Annotated in this window: 13 protein-coding genes; 7 read left to right on the forward strand and 6 right to left on the reverse strand. The window is 65.1% G+C overall.

Annotated elements, in window-relative coordinates; all coding sequences use genetic code 11:
• Window position 1: 1 nt before the first annotated feature.
• The 4 genes from C7449_RS18530 to C7449_RS18545 form a co-directional block, all read right to left on the reverse strand.
• The gene (locus tag C7449_RS18530) at window positions 2-1,396 is read right to left on the reverse strand and encodes a selenium-binding family protein (RefSeq protein WP_108004385.1); all 1,395 of its coding nucleotides are present in this window, start codon (window positions 1,394-1,396) and stop codon (window positions 2-4) included.
• A gap of 316 nt (window positions 1,397-1,712) precedes the next feature.
• Window positions 1,713-2,441 (reverse strand): RNA polymerase sigma factor, encoded by a 729-nt coding sequence (locus tag C7449_RS18535; RefSeq protein ID WP_108004386.1) that lies wholly within the window; start codon window positions 2,439-2,441, stop codon window positions 1,713-1,715.
• 31 nt (window positions 2,442-2,472) lie between these two features.
• The gene (locus tag C7449_RS18540) at window positions 2,473-2,805 is read right to left on the reverse strand and encodes a cupredoxin domain-containing protein (protein ID WP_108004387.1); all 333 of its coding nucleotides are present in this window, start codon (window positions 2,803-2,805) and stop codon (window positions 2,473-2,475) included.
• Between the two features lies 1 nt (window position 2,806).
• On the reverse strand, window positions 2,807-3,328 hold the full coding sequence (locus tag C7449_RS18545) for a DUF4142 domain-containing protein (protein ID WP_108004465.1): 522 nt from the start codon (window positions 3,326-3,328) through the stop codon (window positions 2,807-2,809).
• Window positions 3,329-3,532: 204 nt separating this feature from the next.
• On the opposite strand from C7449_RS18545, the gene C7449_RS18550 reads away from it, so the two are divergent.
• Window positions 3,533-4,132 carry a YdeI/OmpD-associated family protein gene (locus tag C7449_RS18550; RefSeq protein ID WP_108004388.1) on the forward strand — a complete coding sequence of 200 codons (600 nt, stop codon included), beginning with the start codon at window positions 3,533-3,535 and terminating at the stop codon, window positions 4,130-4,132.
• Between the two features lie 54 nt (window positions 4,133-4,186).
• Here C7449_RS18550 and C7449_RS18555 read toward each other — a convergent pair whose 3' ends face one another.
• Window positions 4,187-4,900, reverse strand: a complete 714-nt coding sequence (locus C7449_RS18555; RefSeq protein ID WP_108004389.1) for an LssY C-terminal domain-containing protein — start codon at window positions 4,898-4,900, stop codon at window positions 4,187-4,189.
• 172 nt (window positions 4,901-5,072) lie between these two features.
• Complete coding sequence (locus C7449_RS18560) at window positions 5,073-6,047, reverse strand: GlxA family transcriptional regulator (RefSeq protein ID WP_108004390.1); 975 nt, start codon at window positions 6,045-6,047, stop codon at window positions 5,073-5,075.
• A 110-nt stretch (window positions 6,048-6,157) separates the two neighbouring features.
• Here C7449_RS18560 and C7449_RS18565 point away from each other — a divergent pair, with 110 nt between their 5' ends.
• The 6 genes from C7449_RS18565 (at window position 6,158) to C7449_RS18595 (ending at window position 14,933) form a co-directional block, all read left to right on the forward strand.
• Window positions 6,158-7,060 (forward strand): BKACE family enzyme, encoded by a 903-nt coding sequence (locus C7449_RS18565; protein WP_108004391.1) that lies wholly within the window; start codon window positions 6,158-6,160, stop codon window positions 7,058-7,060.
• A 235-nt stretch (window positions 7,061-7,295) separates the two neighbouring features.
• Window positions 7,296-8,786 carry a carnitine 3-dehydrogenase gene (locus C7449_RS18575; RefSeq protein WP_108004392.1) on the forward strand — a complete coding sequence of 497 codons (1,491 nt, stop codon included), beginning with the start codon at window positions 7,296-7,298 and terminating at the stop codon, window positions 8,784-8,786.
• Window positions 8,787-9,025: 239 nt separating this feature from the next.
• Window positions 9,026-10,186, forward strand: a complete 1,161-nt coding sequence (locus C7449_RS18580) for an acyl-CoA dehydrogenase family protein (protein ID WP_108004393.1) — start codon at window positions 9,026-9,028, stop codon at window positions 10,184-10,186.
• An 8-nt stretch (window positions 10,187-10,194) separates the two neighbouring features.
• The gene (locus C7449_RS18585) at window positions 10,195-12,249 is read left to right on the forward strand and encodes an acetate--CoA ligase family protein (RefSeq protein WP_108004394.1); all 2,055 of its coding nucleotides are present in this window, start codon (window positions 10,195-10,197) and stop codon (window positions 12,247-12,249) included.
• A 4-nt stretch (window positions 12,250-12,253) separates the two neighbouring features.
• Window positions 12,254-13,036 carry a carnitinyl-CoA dehydratase gene (locus C7449_RS18590; protein WP_108004395.1) on the forward strand — a complete coding sequence of 261 codons (783 nt, stop codon included), beginning with the start codon at window positions 12,254-12,256 and terminating at the stop codon, window positions 13,034-13,036.
• Between the two features lie 307 nt (window positions 13,037-13,343).
• Window positions 13,344-14,933, forward strand: coding sequence for an ABC transporter substrate-binding protein (locus C7449_RS18595; RefSeq protein ID WP_108004396.1), 1,590 nt, complete (start codon window positions 13,344-13,346; stop codon window positions 14,931-14,933).
• Window positions 14,934-14,950 lie beyond the last annotated feature (17 nt).

Below are 14,950 nucleotides of genomic sequence, written 5' to 3' on the forward strand. Positions count from 1 at the left end.
TTCAAGGATAGCAGTAGGAATCCGACGAGCAATCGCCGCCCTGCAGTCGAACCTGGTGCGGCCGATGCAATTTCGGCCACTCCACGAAGAACCGCTCGTCGAATGCGATCCCGCCGTCGGGTTCGGCGTCCAGCTTCACCATCCAGCCGGAAAGCCCCTCCGGATAGAACTGCTCGTCGATCGCGCCGTAGAGGGAGTTGGTGAAATAGACGCGCCGGCCGTCGCGGCTGATCTCCACCATCTGCGGCCCGCCGTTCAGCGCCCCGTTCTTTGCTCCCGGATGCGAGGCACGGGAGACGATGCCGCCGATCCGCACCTTGCCGGTCTGCTTCGGCTTGAACGGGTCGGAGACGTCGAACTGGAGGAGATCGCCGGTTCCCCAGCAGGAGACGTAGAGGAACCGGTCGTCCATCGACAGGTCGATGTCGGTCACCAGCGGCGGCACCGCCTTGAAGCCCTTCAGCATCGGCGGCAACTGGTCTTCCTCCGCGGGCTCGCCCGGAATATCGATCACCTTCGTCACGGCCCACTTGTCGCCGTCGCGGTGCCAGACCCAGATCGACGAGGACAGGTCTTCGAGGCAGACGACGGCGTTGACGAAACCGTAGGCCTTGGTCGGATCGTGGGCGGGCCGGAGCTCGAAGACGAGCTGGTACTTGTCGCCGAGATCGATCGTCTGCAGATGCTTGCGTTTGTTGAGGTCCCAGAAATGCAGGCGGCGGCCGTATTTCGCCCCGAGCAGGATATCGGGCACGAGGCCGTTTTCGAAGGTGTCGGGTGTGCCCCATTCGCTCGTCACCATCGTGTCGTGGCCGAGATGCCACCAGACGTCATAGGAAAGCTGCTGCGGCCCGCGGTCCATCTCCCATTGGCCACGCACATCGAACGTTTCGGCATCCATCAGGAAGATGCCGCCGGGCGCCTTGCCTTCGGCATTGCCGAGGGCAGCTACATAGATGCCTTCCGGGCCGCAATGGATGGTATGGGGTCGCGTATAGCCGGCGCGCTCGGCGACCTCGCCCGGTTCGATGACCTTGGTGATCGTCGGGTGCCGCGCATCCGGTTTGGTATCGATGATGTGGATGCGGGAGGATCTGAGCCCCGGCACGACCAGGTAGCGGCGCTCCATATGGGGATGCGGCGCATTGGGGCAAAGGCAGGACGAACAGGCGTTCCAGCCGAAATGGTGCAGTTCGTCTCCCCTTTGCGGCATTGCCACGGAATGGACGATCCGGCCGTAGCTTTCCGACTTCGGATCGACGTCAACCACCGCCAGTTCGTCGGGAACGCTGGCGGTCGGATCGAAGGCGGCGACATAGGCAAGGGTTTCGGGCTCGGCCTTCATGGCCATGCGCGGTGACGGATAGAAGCTGGGATCGGGTTTCCACGTAACCATGTGAAGTGCTCCTGGTTCGTGTTTGCTCGCCAAGGATACGCTTGCGCTATAGCGATGTGTTTTCGCGCAAGTCTTTCGTCCGAAACCGGCTGCCACTTTCGGGAGACAAGCTGTTGTTGCTTGCCGACAGCCGAAATCGCTGCGGACGGGGCAGGATCAGGCGTCATTCAACTGGAATACGAACCGGGTAGATCCGGCGGGGCCGTCGGCTCCGCGGGCAATCCTCCCCACGGTCCGATTGTGCCAGACAACGCGTCATCTGGGCAGCCCTTTTCTGCGCGGGCGGATGCGCGAATGAGAAGCGCGCTGCTCGCAGCTATGGGGACAGCCCCTCACCGTCCATATTGAGCGCCGCGACCACCCGGTCCGCCATCGAGACGCAGCGGGCGCCGTCGAACGGAAACAGCGCGGAAAGCGACCCCATCAGCTGTTTCTCGATTGCCGCACGCATCAGCTTGCGGGCGCGGTGCAGCCGGGTCTTCACGGTTTCCGGCCGTATGTCGAGATGAAGCGCAGTATCCCGCGTGCTCATCCCTTCGACCTCGCGCAGCACGAACACGACCCGAAATTCATCGGGCAGCGCGTCGACGGCGTTCTCCAGCAGGATGCTGGCCTGGCGGCGCGACAGTTCGGCCTCCGGATCGGCGACCGACGCAGTCGTCGGGAACTGTACGACCTCGCCTCCATCCGACCTGCCGCGCTGCATGTCGAGTTCCTCGAGTCCCGTGGTCTTTCGCCGGCGGCGGACGCGGCCCAGCGTCTCGTTGACGGCAATCCGCGTCAGCCAGGTGGAAAACTGCGCCTCGCCGCGGAACGCGGCAAGGCTGGTGAAGGCCCGCACATAGGTCGACTGGACGACGTCCTCGGCCTCCCCGTCGTTGCGGATGATTGCCCGCGCCACCCGGAACAGGCGCCGGTTGTGGCGCTGGATGATCGCCCGGATCGCCGCCTCGTTGCCGTGGCGAGCGAGTTCGACCAGTTCTGCGTCCCCGAGAAGCGCGACTTCCGTGCGCCGCTGGACGCCGCGAACCGGCGAGCCGATCATGGATGCCTCCCCGAGCTTCCCCGGCCGTTCGTCATGGCGCGATCTCCAGCTTGCCGACCATCGCCGGATGGAAGCGGCAATAATAGTCGACCGATCCGGCTTGCGTGATCGTCATGCGCTTTTCGCTGTTCGGCGGCAGGTCGACGTCGAAGCTCTTGTCGCGCGCGGTGGCGCTGTGCCGGAATATATCATCGTTCTTCCAGACCACCACGTCCCCGACCTTCGCTTGCGTCGACGCCGGGCTGAATTTCATCTTGGCGATGGTGATCTGCACCTCGGCGGCTGCCGCCGCCGACGCGCAGACCGCAACAAGCGCGACGATCGCGCCTGCCGCCAGCCCGCTTCTCAGGAAGGAGGCCGCCATCTTATTTGACCATGGTGGCCAGGTGCTCGGCATGCGCCTGGTGTTGCTGGAACAGCGTCAAGCCGCTTTCGAGCAGCGATTTCAACTCCGCGTTCTGCGCCGAAGGGATCAGTGTGTCGGAAAGCGCACCGTTGACCGTCTTGTGGTAGGCCACCTCATTGGCGACATAGGCCTTGTCGAAGGCGGCCCCCTTGAGCGAGGCAAGCGTCTTGCGCTCCTTGGCGGCATTGGCGTTAAGCGACTTGCTTATGGGATTGTCTTCCGGCTTGACCCCCAGCTTCTTGACGAGCGCCAGCGCCTGGTCGTTGACGGCCTTGTGGTCGCGCTCCATCGTCTTTGCGAATTCGATCACGTCGGGGTTCTTGCTCTTCTTCAGCGCCTGCTGGGCGGCTTCGATGTCGATCGTACCGGCCGTATAGGCAATGTGGGCGATCTGCGGATCGGTCGGCTTGGCGTCGGTCGCAACCGCAGCGCCGCCGAAGGCTGCGGCCAGAATGGTCGCGGCAAGAAGTCGTTTCAGCATGACAGTCTCCTTGGATCCACGTTCGAACGTGCCCTTCTCCTGCTTGGGCACGCATTGGATGCGGACACTGCGGAAAGGTTCCCAGGTTCTTTCGTCGAACTGCATTTACCTCCTTGTGCAGCCGGAAGTTTCCGATTGAATGCACGCAGTCGCCCCTGCCTGCCGAGAAGACGGTATACGATGTATCCGAGAGACGAGTGATCTATGGCGCCGATCAAGGTTGATCCCGACAAGGTTCACGAATTCGAGGACGCGGCGGGTTTCTACGCCTGGCTTGGCGCGCACCATGACAAACAGGACGAGGTCTGGATCAGGATGCACAAGGTCGGGTCAGGGCTGAAATCGATCATCCCGGCCGAGGCCATAGACGTCGTGCTGTGCTGGGGCTGGATCGACGGCATCCGCAAGGCATACGACGAGAAGAGTTATCTGCAGCGCTATTCGCCGCGCGGCAGCAAGAGCACCTGGAGCAAGATCAACGTCGACAACGTCGCCCGTCTGATCGCGGAGGGTCGTATGACCGAGCACGGGCTGAAGCAGGTGGAGAACGCCAGGGCCGACGGCCGCTGGGATCGCGCCTATGCCAGCGGCAAGGGCATGAGGATCCCCGACGACCTGCAGGCCGCGATCGACGCCGAGCCAAAGGCGAAAGCGATGCTCGCAAAGCTCAACGCTCAAAACCGTTTCGCGCTGGCCTTCCGGGTCCACAACATGAAGACCGAGGCCGGGCGGAAGCGGAAGATCGAAACCCTGGTGGCGATGCTGGCGCGCAGCGAGACGATCCATCCGCAGGCGAAGAAATGACCTTGAACCGGCTGCCGCACGCCGGCGACCGTCAGCCGTCTTCCGACCACCCCGCTACTTCGTCTTCGGCTCGACCAGCACGCCGACAAGCGCCTTGCCGTCGGTGAAATAGCGATCGCCTCCGCCGTTGCGGCCGTCCTGGGTCGCCCCGATGCCGGAGATCTCGTAGGTGGAGGAAATCCAGCCGACGGTGCGCAGGTCTGCGATGACAAGGTCGCGCTCGGCATCGATATCGGCACCGATATGGTGGGTGATCTGCCCGGTGTCGTGGCTGAGCCCCACGCCCCGGTCGAAGCTCGCCGACCCCAGCCAGAGCGGCCGGCCGTCGGCTCCGGACCGTTCGGTCTGCCAGAACCGGACATGGTTGCGCTCGTCGGCGCTTCTTCCGACCGGCTTCTCGAAGGCGAGATCCTGCTTGCGTCCCTCGAAGAGCAGCGTGCTGACCGGCGCGTCGAGATCGGGCCGGTCAAGCACGACGCTGAGGCCGATGTCGATCGACGAACGCAGCGTGATTGGGTCCGCCGGGTCCCAGCCGGCCGCGGAGAAGGCGCGGATCACCTCCTCTTCCGTGCCGACCAGCCCGACATTGATCGGATCGCCGGGAATGTCGTCGGTCGTGGTGGTGACCATGCTGCTCAGGCTGCCGGCGCGCGGCGCCTCGCGAAAGATCCAGTATTCCGGCAGGAAGAGATAGCTGACGAGCAGATAGGCGGCGAGCACGACCACGAGCAGGGCCAGCGCGGACCGAAGCCTGGTTTGGTGACGCATCGTCGTTCACCGCCTTCCCGACCGATCAGACGCCCAGCCGCCGCTGTTCCAGTTTGAAGCCGTGATCAGAGCTTGCCTGCGCGGCCGCCCTTTGTCGAGAACTGCGATCGCAGCGAATCAGCCAGGGGCTGCCTGTTCTCGCGGCGCGCCGGGTCATACGCGGCCTCGAGCATCACCCCTTTCCGCCGGTTCGCACCCGCCGCCGCGTCTCGGTCGGGCTTTCATGGTAATGCGCCCTGTAGCTGCGGGAGAAGGCGGCCGAGGAGTTGAAGCCGGTCGCCGCGGCGATGTCGGCGAATTCAAGCTTCGTCTCGATCACCTTGCGCCGCGCCGCATTGAGCCTCAGCGCCAGATAGTGCTGGTACGGCGTCACCCCCATCGTGTCGCGGAACAGTTCCTGCAGGTGGCGGGCGCTGATGCCGACGCGGCGGGCCACCCGCTCCAGCGTGACCGGCGCCTCCACCGTCTCCTCCATCAGCCGCACCGCGTGGCTGACCCGCTGGTCGGCGATGCGCATGTTGCCGAGCGCCGGCACCTGCAGCAGCCCGCCGGTGCGCTCGTGCTCGTAGATGAACAGCCGCGACACCTCCAGCGCCAGCGAATAGCCCTGCCGCCGGCGGATGATCTCCAGCATCAGGTCGAGCGTCGGAAGCGAGCCACCGGTGGTGATTCGCTTGCCGTCGATGACAAAGCGCTCCCTGAGCACGGTGACCTGCGGATAGGCGGCGGCGAAATCGTCCATGTCCTCCCAGTGGATCGTCACCGAATGGCCGTCGAGCAGGCTTGCCTCGGCCAGGAACCAGCTGCCCGATTCGATGCCCGCCATCATCGTCCGGTAGCGGGCGGTCCGAGACAGCTTCATGCGCAGGCTCGGCGTCGCGCTCGCCTGCCACTGGTAGCTCGACAGGATGAACAGCGGCACCGTCTCCTGCGCCGGCCGGAACGGACCGTCGACCGGAACGGGAATGCGGCTTCTCGTCTCGATCGCCGCGCCGTCGGGCGAAAACAGCCGCCAGCGGTACAGGTCCCGACCGGAGATGCGGTTGGCGGCGCGCAGCGGCTCGATGACGGAGGCCACCAGGATCAGGTTGGTTTCCGGCAGAACCAGGATGTCCAGGTCCAGCGTCTCGGACGACGGATCGAGCATTGTCGACAACTCCCCTCGGATTTCGCAAATCGTAAAGGATGCCACCGATAATGGAAAGCAGACGCAGGTTCCTTGCTCCGTAATGGACACAGAAAATTCGGAGGAATGAAATGCCCCTTGCCATGAATCGCGACGTCTTCATCACCTGCGCCGTCACCGGCTCCGGCGACACGGTGGGAAAATCCAAGCACGTGCCGATCACGCCGAAGCAGATCGCCGAGGCCGCCGTCGAAGCCGCCAAGGCCGGTGCAGCCATCGTGCATTGCCACGTCCGCGACCCTGAAACCGGCGCGCCGAGCCGCCGCAACGACCTCTACAAGGAAGTCACCGACCGCATCCGCCAGGCCGAAGTGGACATCGTGCTGAACCTGACCGCCGGCATGGGCGGCGACATGATCTTCGGCGACGTCGAAAAGCCGCTGCCGCTGAAGGAAAAGGGCACCGACATGGCCGGCGCCACCGAGCGCGTCTCCCACGTCGCCGAATGCCTGCCGGAAATCTGCACGCTCGACTGCGGCACGATGAACTTCTCGCTCGGCGACTACGTGATGACCAACACGCCGTCGATGCTGCGCGCCATGGCCAAGCAGATGACCGACCTCGGCGTCCGGCCCGAGATCGAGGCCTTCGACACCGGCCACCTGTGGTTCGCCAAGCAGCTCGTCGAGGAAGGCCTGATCGAGGACCCGGTGCTGATCCAGCTCTGCATGGGCATTCCGTGGGGCGCCCCTGACGACCTCAACACCTACATGGCGATGGTCAACAACGTGCCGTCAAACTGGACGTTCTCGGCCTTCTCGATCGGCCGCAACGCGCTGGCCTATCCGGCCGCCGCCGTGCTCGCCGGCGGCAATGTCCGCGTCGGGCTGGAGGACAACCTCTACATCGGCAAGGGCCAGTTCGCGACCAACGGCCAGCTGGTGGAGAAGGCCGTGAGCGTCATCGAGAACATGGGCGCCCGGGTCATCGGGCCGGCCGAGGTCCGCGAGAAGCTGAAGCTGACGAAGCGCTGAGGGCAGGCAAGGGCGGCGAAGGCCCCCCTCATCCGGCCCTGCGGGCCACCTTCTCCCCGGTGGGGAGAAGGTGGTGCCCGCAACGACCGTCCTGCCGCATAGCATCCGCGCAAGCGGTCGGAAACGAAGGCAGCCGCTACGGCGAACTCCCTCGTCTCCCCCACGGGGAGAAGGTGGCCCGCAGGGCCGGATGAGGGGGCGCCCCAGGAACAACAGACACGACGGGAACGACCACATGAGCAAGATCAACAAGGCAGCCTGCATCGGCGGCGGCGTCATCGGCGGAGCCTGGGCGGCGCGGTTCGCGCTGGCCGGCATCGACGTCAACATCTTTGACCCGCACCCCGAGGCGGAGCGCATCATCGGCGAGGTGATGGCGAACGCCGAGCGCGCCTACGGCATGCTGACCATGGCGCCGCTGCCGCCGAAGGGGAAACTGACCTTCGTGAAAGGCATCGAGGAAGCCGTGCAAGGCGCTGACTGGATTCAGGAAAGCGTGCCGGAGCGGCTCGAGCTGAAGCGCGGCGTCCTCACCCAGATCGACGCGGCCGCCGACCCCAAGGCGCTGATCGGTTCATCGACCTCCGGGCTGATGCCGACCGACCTGCAGCGCGACATGAAGCATCCCGAGCGCCTGTTCGTCGCCCACCCCTACAACCCCGTCTACCTCTTGCCGCTCGCCGAACTCGTCGGCGGCCAAAAGACCGACCGCGCCGTGCTCGAGGACGCCAAGGCGAAGCTCGCGCCGATCGGCATGAAGGGCGTGATCATCAACAAGGAGATCGAGGCCTTCGTCGGCGACCGCCTGCTCGAAGCGGTCTGGCGCGAGGGCCTTTGGCTGATCAAGGACGACATCTGCGACACCGAGACGCTCGACGACGTGATCCGCTACTCGTTCGGCATGCGCTGGGCGCAGATGGGCATGTTCGAGACCTACCGCATCGCCGGCGGCGAGGCCGGCATGCGCCACTTCATCGCCCAGTTCGGCCCCTGCCTGTCCTGGCCGTGGACGAAGCTGACGGACGTCGTCGATCTCACCGACGAACTGGTCGACAAGATCGCCAACCAGTCCGACGCCCAGTCCGGCGCCCGCGGCATCCGCGAGCTGGAGCGCATCCGCGACCAGAACCTCGTCGGCATCATGCACGCGCTGAAAGCCGGCGACGACGGCCGCGGCTGGGGTGCGGGCAAGCTGCTCGCCGAATTCGAAGAGCATCTCTGGGCCAATGCCAAAAAGCCGGAAGCCGACCTCGACGCGCTCAAGCCGCTGCGCGTTCTCGACACCAAGGTCAGCGCCGCCTGGGTCGACTATAACGGCCACATGACCGAGCACCGCTACCTGCAGGTCTTCGGCGACACCTCCGACGGCGTGTTGCGCCTGATCGGCGTCGACATGGATTACGTGCGCGACGGCCACAGCTACTATACCGTCGAGACCCATATCCGCCACCTCGGCGAGGCCAAGCTCGGCGACGCGCTCTACACCACCTGCCAGATCCTGTCTTCCGACGAAAAGCGCCTGCAGTTCTTCTCGACGATCTACAACGCCGAGACCAACGAGCCGGTCGCCACCGCCGAACAGATGATGCTTCACGTCGACTCGAAGGCCGGCAAGGCCGTGCCGGCGCCCGGCAAGGTGCTCGACAAGGTGGCCGCGCTGACCAAGGCCCATGCAGGGCTGCCGGTGCCCGAAGGCGCCGGGCGGCATGTGGGGCAGAAGCGCTGACGGTTGGCCTCCCCTTGCGGGGAGGTTGACCGAAGGGCCGACCGGGGTCGAGGCGTAGCGGGCTTTCGTCCCGCCGCGCCCCTCTCGTCGTAAGCGGCGAGAGAAGAAAGACACTACCGCAAGCGCTTCATGGGAGAACGAGCGTTGCCGCAATGCCTTCGCCCTCTTCGAGGGCAGAGGCGCCGGCAGGCGGATGAGGACAGGGCATCCTGTCCGACAAAAACACGAGGGAGGACAGCATGAATTTCGCACTGACCGACGAACAGCAGATGATCGTCGACACGGTCCGCACGTTCGTCGAGACCGAGATCTATCCGCATGAGAACGAGGTGGAGCGCACCGGTTTCGTGCCGCCGGAACTGGGCCAGGAAATCGCCCGCAAATGCAAGGAAATCGGCTTCTTCGGCTGCAACTTCCCCGAAGAAGTCGGCGGCGCCGGGCTCGACCACACCTCCTTCACCCTGGTCGAGCGCGAGCTCGGCCGTGGCTCGATGGCGTTGACGGTGTTCTTCGGTCGCCCGTCCGGCATCCTGATGGGCTGCAACGCCGAACAGCGCGAAAAATACCTGCTTCCCGCAGTGCGCGGCGACAAGTTCGACGCGCTCGCTATGACCGAGCCGGACGCCGGTTCCGACGTGCGCGGCATGAAATGTTTTGCCCGCCAGGACGGCGACGACTGGATCGTCAACGGCACGAAGCACTTCATCTCTCACGCCAACATCGCCGATTTCGTCATCGTCTTCATCGCCACCGGCGAGGAGGAGACGCCGCGGGGGCCGAAGAAGAAGATCACCTGCTTCCTCGTCGACCGCGGTACGCCGGGCTTCGAGATCCGCGACGGCTACAATTCCGTCTCGCACCGCGGCTACAAGAACTGCATTCTCACCTTCGACGACTGCCGCCTGCCGTCGTCGCAGATCCTCGGCGAAGTCCACCGCGGCTTCGATGTCGCCAACGACTGGCTCTATGCGACCCGCCTTACGGTTGCGGCCACCTCCGTCGGCCGGGCACGCCGCGCCTTCGACTACGCTCTGAACTATGCGGCCGAGCGAAAGCAGTTCGGCAAGCCGATCGGCGCCAACCAGGGGGTCTCCTTCAAGCTCGCCGACATGATCACCGAGATCGACGCTGCCGACCTGCTGACGCTGTCGGCCGCCTGGCGCCTCGACCAGGGCCTGCCGGCCAACCGCGAGATCGCCTCGGCGAAGGTCTACGCCACCGAGATGCTCGCCCGTGTCACCGACGAGGCGATCCAGATCTATGGCGGCATGGGCCTGATGGACGACCTGCCGCTCGCCCGGTTCTGGCGCGATGCGCGCGTCGAACGCATCTGGGACGGCACCTCGGAAATCCAGCGGCACATCATCAGCCGCGAGTTGCTGCGGCCGCTGGGAGCGTAAGTGCTGACATGACACGTTCCCTTGACCGCCTTATCCGCCCCCGCTCCATCGCCGTATTCGGCGGCAAGGAGGCGGGGCGCGTCGTCGAACAGTGCGACAAGATGGGGTTCACCGGCGAAATCTGGCCGGTGCACCCGACCAAGGACGAAATCCGCGGCCGGAAGTGCTACCGTTCCGTCGCAGACCTGCCCGGCGCGCCCGACGCATCCTTCGTCGGCGTCAACCGCCAGCTCACCATCGAGATCATCCGCGATCTTTCCGCCCGCGGCGCCGGCGGCGCCGTCTGCTATGCCTCCGGCTTCCGTGAGGCGGTGACCGAGCTGGCGGACGGTGACGACCTGCAAAAGGCGCTGGTCGCCGCTGCCGGCGACATGCCGATCCTCGGGCCGAACTGCTATGGCTTCATCAACATGCTGGACGGCGCCCTGCTGTGGCCCGATCAGCACGGCATGGTGCGCGTCGAAAGGGGCGTGGCCGTCCTCACCCAATCCTCGAACATCGCCTGCAACGTCTCCATGCAGATGCGCGGCCTGCCGCTCGCCTACATCATGACGGCCGGCAACCAGGCCCAGACCGGGCTTTGCGACCTCGCCTGCGCCGTCCTCGAGGACCCGCGCGTCACCGCGGTCGGCCTGCACATCGAGGGATTCGACAGCATCGAATCGCTCGAGCGGCTCGGCCGCCGCGCCCGCGAACTGAAGAAGCCGGTGGTGACCCTCAAGGTCGGCAAGTCCGAGCAGGCACAGCTCGCCACGGTCTCGCACACCGCCTCGCTGGCAGGCAATGACGCCGTCTCCTCCGCCCTGCTCGCCCGCCTCGGCATCGGCCGCGTCGAAACGCTGCCGGAACTTCTGGAGACGCTGAAGCTGCTGCACCTGCACGGCCCGCTCGCAAGCTTCGAGATCTCCTCGATGAGCTGCTCCGGCGGCGAGGCCTCGCTGATGGCGGATGCCGGCGTCAAGCGGAAGACCGTCTACCGTGACCTGCGCGAAGAACAGCGCCAGCCGCTTCGCGAAGCGCTCGGGCAGATGGTGACGATCTCCAACCCGCTCGACTACCACACCTTCGTCTGGGGCAACCGCGAGAAGCAGACCACCGCCTTCACCGCGATGATGCAGGGCGGCTACGCGTTGAACCTGGTGGTGCTCGACTTCCCCCGCCAGGATCGTTGCGACGCGGCCGACTGGGTGACGACCTGCCACGCCGTCATCGACGCCTCGAAGGCCACCGGCGCTGTGGCAGGCATCGTCGCGAGCATGGGCGAGAACATGCCGGAAGAAACCGCGCTGATGCTGATGAAGAACGGCGTCGTTCCATTCATGGGCATCGAGGAAGCGCTGGCCGCGGCAGAAACCGCGGCGGCGATCGGCGCGATCTGGGCAAAGCCCCTGCCCGCTCCGCTGCTCAAGGTCACCGCCGCCGACGGAGAGGCCATCACGCTCACCGAGCATGAGGCCAAGCTGGCGCTTGCCGCACATGGCCTGCCCGTTCCGCAAGGCCGCGCCGTCGAAACCGCGGAGCAAGCGCCAGATGCCGCTGAAGCGCTCGGCTTCCCGGTCGTGCTGAAGGGGCTCGGCGTCGCCCACAAGACGGAGGCCGGCGCGGTGAAGCTGAACCTGCCGTCCCGCGAGGCCGTGCTCGACGCGGCCAAGGCCATGGCAGGCGTCGCTTCCGGCTATCTCGTCGAGAAAATGGTTGGCAAGCCGGTCGCCGAACTCATCGTCGGCGCCATGCGCGACCCCGTCGCCGGCCCCGTGCTGACCATCGGCGCCGGCGGCATCCTGGTGGAGCTCTTGGAGGATTCCGCCCTCCTCACCTTGCCGACCGACGAGGATGCGATCCGCCGGGCAATCTCCGGCCTCAAGGTCGCCAAGTTGCTTTCCGGCTACCGCGGCGGACCGGCCGGAGACGTCGATGCGCTGGTCGCCGCCGTCGCTTCGGCGGCATCCTATGTCGTTTCAAACGCTGCAATCGTCGATGAACTCGATATCAATCCTATCATGGTGCTTCGGCGCGGCGACGGTGTCGTCGCAGCCGATGCCCTGATCCGTCTGAGGAAGTGAGCCCATGACCGGACCGATCCGCAAGCGTCGCGAAGGCGGCATATTGGAAGTCACCATCGACCGCCCGAAGGCGAACGCCATCGACCTGGCGACCAGCCGGCTGATGGGCGAGATCTTCCGCGACTTTCGCGACGACGACACCCTGCGGGTGGCGATCGTCACGGGTGCGGGGGAGAAATTCTTCTGCCCCGGCTGGGACCTGAAGGCGGCCGCAGCCGGCGACGCGGTCGACGGTGACTACGGCGTCGGCGGCTTCGGCGGCATGCAGGAACTGCGCGACCTGAACAAGCCGATCATCGCCGCCGTGAACGGCATCTGTTGTGGCGGCGGTTTGGAAATTGCGCTTTCCACAGATTTGATTCTGGCCGCCGAGCACGCCACCTTCGCGCTGCCCGAGATCCGCTCCGGCACCGTCGCCGACGCCGCATCGATCAAGCTGCCGAAGCGCATTCCCTATCACATTGCGATGGACATGCTGCTCACCGGCCGCTGGCTCGATGTGCAGGAGGCGCACCGGTGGGGTTTCGTTAACGAGATCCTGCCGCCGAGCAAGCTGCTCGAGCGAGCCTGGGAACTCGCCCGCCTCCTGGAAAGCGGGCCTCCGCTCGTCTACGCCGCCATCAAGGAGGTGGTGCGCGCGGCCGAGGGAGAGACCTTCCAGACGACGATGAACAAGATCACCAGGCGCCAGTTCAAGACTGTGGATATCCTTTATTCGAGCGAGGACCAGTTGGAGGGTGCGCGCGCCTTCGCCGAGAAGCGCGATCCGGTGCGGAGGGGTCGCTAGGACAGCTTCTCACGCCAGCGTTAATAGCCCCTGCACGGCATCATGCGGGTGGGCGTTATCGAGCAGGCCTTTGGATGGAAACGCAATTTAGGACGTTACATTCCGGGCATATGCAGTAATCTTAGTGTCAAAGGGGAGCGCGCCGACTGCGGCGCCAGAAGGGAAGGAGACCACGATTTAACTGACCGGGCGCTGGCCAAGGCGCCATCGCATCCCCGAAGCGGTTTTCGTTCGGCGCGACAGCAGACGCTTTGCCAAAGCACAACAAGAAGGCCGCAAAGTCGGCCAAGCCAGAGGGAACAGGCAAATGACGGACTATAAGGATTATCTCGCACAACAGGTGATGCTCGGCAAAATGAACCGCCGCGAGTTCATGGGGCGCGCCGCCGCGTTCGGCATCACGCTCGCCGCCGCCGGCACGATGTTCGATACCGCAGCAAAGGCGCAGGAACCCAAGCGTGGCGGACACCTGAAGCTTGGCCTCGAGGGCGCAGCGGCTACCGATTCGAAGGATCCGGGTAAGTCGCTCTCGCAATTCACCTTCGTCGCCGGCCGCAACTGGGGTGACATGCTGGTCGAATCCCATCCGACCACCGGCGCACCCGTTCCTGCACTGGCCGAATCCTGGGAGCCGTCCGCCGACGCCGCCACCTGGACCTTCAAGATCCGCAAGGGGGTCACGTTCCACAACGGCAAGGAATTGACGGTGGACGACGTCGTCAAGACGCTGCAGCGCCACACCGACGAAAAGTCGGAATCCGGCGCGCTCGGCGTGATGAAGTCGATCAAGGAGATCAAGGCGGACGGCGACAAGCTGGTGCTCGTGTTGACGGAAGGCAACGCCGACATGCCGTTGCTGCTCTCCGATTATCACCTGGTCATCCAGCCGAACGGCGGTCTCGACGACCCGAACGCCATGATCGGCACCGGCCCCTACAAGGTGACGAGCTTCGAGCCGGGCGTTCGCGCCACCTTCGAACGCAACACCAACGACTGGCGCCAGGACCGCGGCTACGTGGATTCGATCGAGCTGATCGCCATGAACGACGCCACCGCCCGCATTGCGGCGCTGTCGTCGGGCCAGGTGCACTATATCAACCGTGTGGACCCGAAGACCGTCGACCTTCTGAAGCGGGCGCCGAACGTCGAAATCCTGAACACGTCGGGCCGCGGCCATTACGTCTTCATCATGCACTGCAACACCGCGCCGTTCGACAACAACGACCTGCGCATGGCGCTGAAACTCGCCATGGATCGCGAGACGATGGTGCAGAAGATTCTCGGCGGCTATGGCAAGGTCGGCAACGACTTCCCGATCAACGAGACCTATGCGCTGTTTCCCGAAGGCATCGAGCAGCGCGTCTACGACCCCGACAAGGCCGCCTTCCACTACAAGAAGTCCGGCCACAGCGGTCCGGTGCTGCTGCGCACCTCCGACGTCGCCTTCCCGGGCGCGGTGGACGCAGCGGTGCTCTACCAGGAAAGCGCCAAGAAGGCGGGCATCCAGATCGACGTCAAGCGCGAACCGGGCGACGGCTACTGGTCCAACGTCTGGAACGTCCAGCCGTTCTCGACCTCCTACTGGGGCGGCCGTCCGACCCAGGACCAGATGTACTCCACCGCCTATCTGTCGACGGCCGACTGGAACGACACCCGCTTCCTCCGGCCCGACTTCGACAAGCTCCTGCTCGAGGCCCGCTCGGAACTCGACGAGGCCAAGCGCAGGGAAATGTATCGCACCATGGCAATGATGGTGCGTGACGAAGGTGGCCTGATCCTGCCGATGTTCAACGACTTCGTGAACGCCGCCACCAAGCAGGTGAAGGGCTACGTCCACGACATCGGCAACGACATGTCGAACGGCTATGTCGCAACCCGCGTCTGGCTCGAAGCGTGACGGCGGGGGGCCAAACA

The organism is Mycoplana dimorpha (assembly GCF_003046475.1).
Taxonomy (GTDB): domain Bacteria; phylum Pseudomonadota; class Alphaproteobacteria; order Rhizobiales; family Rhizobiaceae; genus Mycoplana; species Mycoplana dimorpha.

Coding starts and splice junctions, on each gene's coding strand:
- C7449_RS18530 (WP_108004385.1), bottom strand. CDS start 1,396: ATGGTTACGTGGAAACCCGATCCCAGCTTCTATCCGTCACCGCGCATG.
- C7449_RS18535 (WP_108004386.1), bottom strand. CDS start 2,441: ATGATCGGCTCGCCGGTTCGCGGCGTCCAGCGGCGCACGGAAGTCGCG.
- C7449_RS18540 (WP_108004387.1), bottom strand. CDS start 2,805: ATGGCGGCCTCCTTCCTGAGAAGCGGGCTGGCGGCAGGCGCGATCGTC.
- C7449_RS18545 (WP_108004465.1), bottom strand. CDS start 3,328: ATGCTGAAACGACTTCTTGCCGCGACCATTCTGGCCGCAGCCTTCGGC.
- C7449_RS18550 (WP_108004388.1), top strand. CDS start 3,533: ATGGCGCCGATCAAGGTTGATCCCGACAAGGTTCACGAATTCGAGGAC.
- C7449_RS18555 (WP_108004389.1), bottom strand. CDS start 4,900: ATGCGTCACCAAACCAGGCTTCGGTCCGCGCTGGCCCTGCTCGTGGTC.
- C7449_RS18560 (WP_108004390.1), bottom strand. CDS start 6,047: ATGCTCGATCCGTCGTCCGAGACGCTGGACCTGGACATCCTGGTTCTG.
- C7449_RS18565 (WP_108004391.1), top strand. CDS start 6,158: ATGCCCCTTGCCATGAATCGCGACGTCTTCATCACCTGCGCCGTCACC.
- C7449_RS18575 (WP_108004392.1), top strand. CDS start 7,296: ATGAGCAAGATCAACAAGGCAGCCTGCATCGGCGGCGGCGTCATCGGC.
- C7449_RS18580 (WP_108004393.1), top strand. CDS start 9,026: ATGAATTTCGCACTGACCGACGAACAGCAGATGATCGTCGACACGGTC.
- C7449_RS18585 (WP_108004394.1), top strand. CDS start 10,195: ATGACACGTTCCCTTGACCGCCTTATCCGCCCCCGCTCCATCGCCGTA.
- C7449_RS18590 (WP_108004395.1), top strand. CDS start 12,254: ATGACCGGACCGATCCGCAAGCGTCGCGAAGGCGGCATATTGGAAGTC.
- C7449_RS18595 (WP_108004396.1), top strand. CDS start 13,344: ATGACGGACTATAAGGATTATCTCGCACAACAGGTGATGCTCGGCAAA.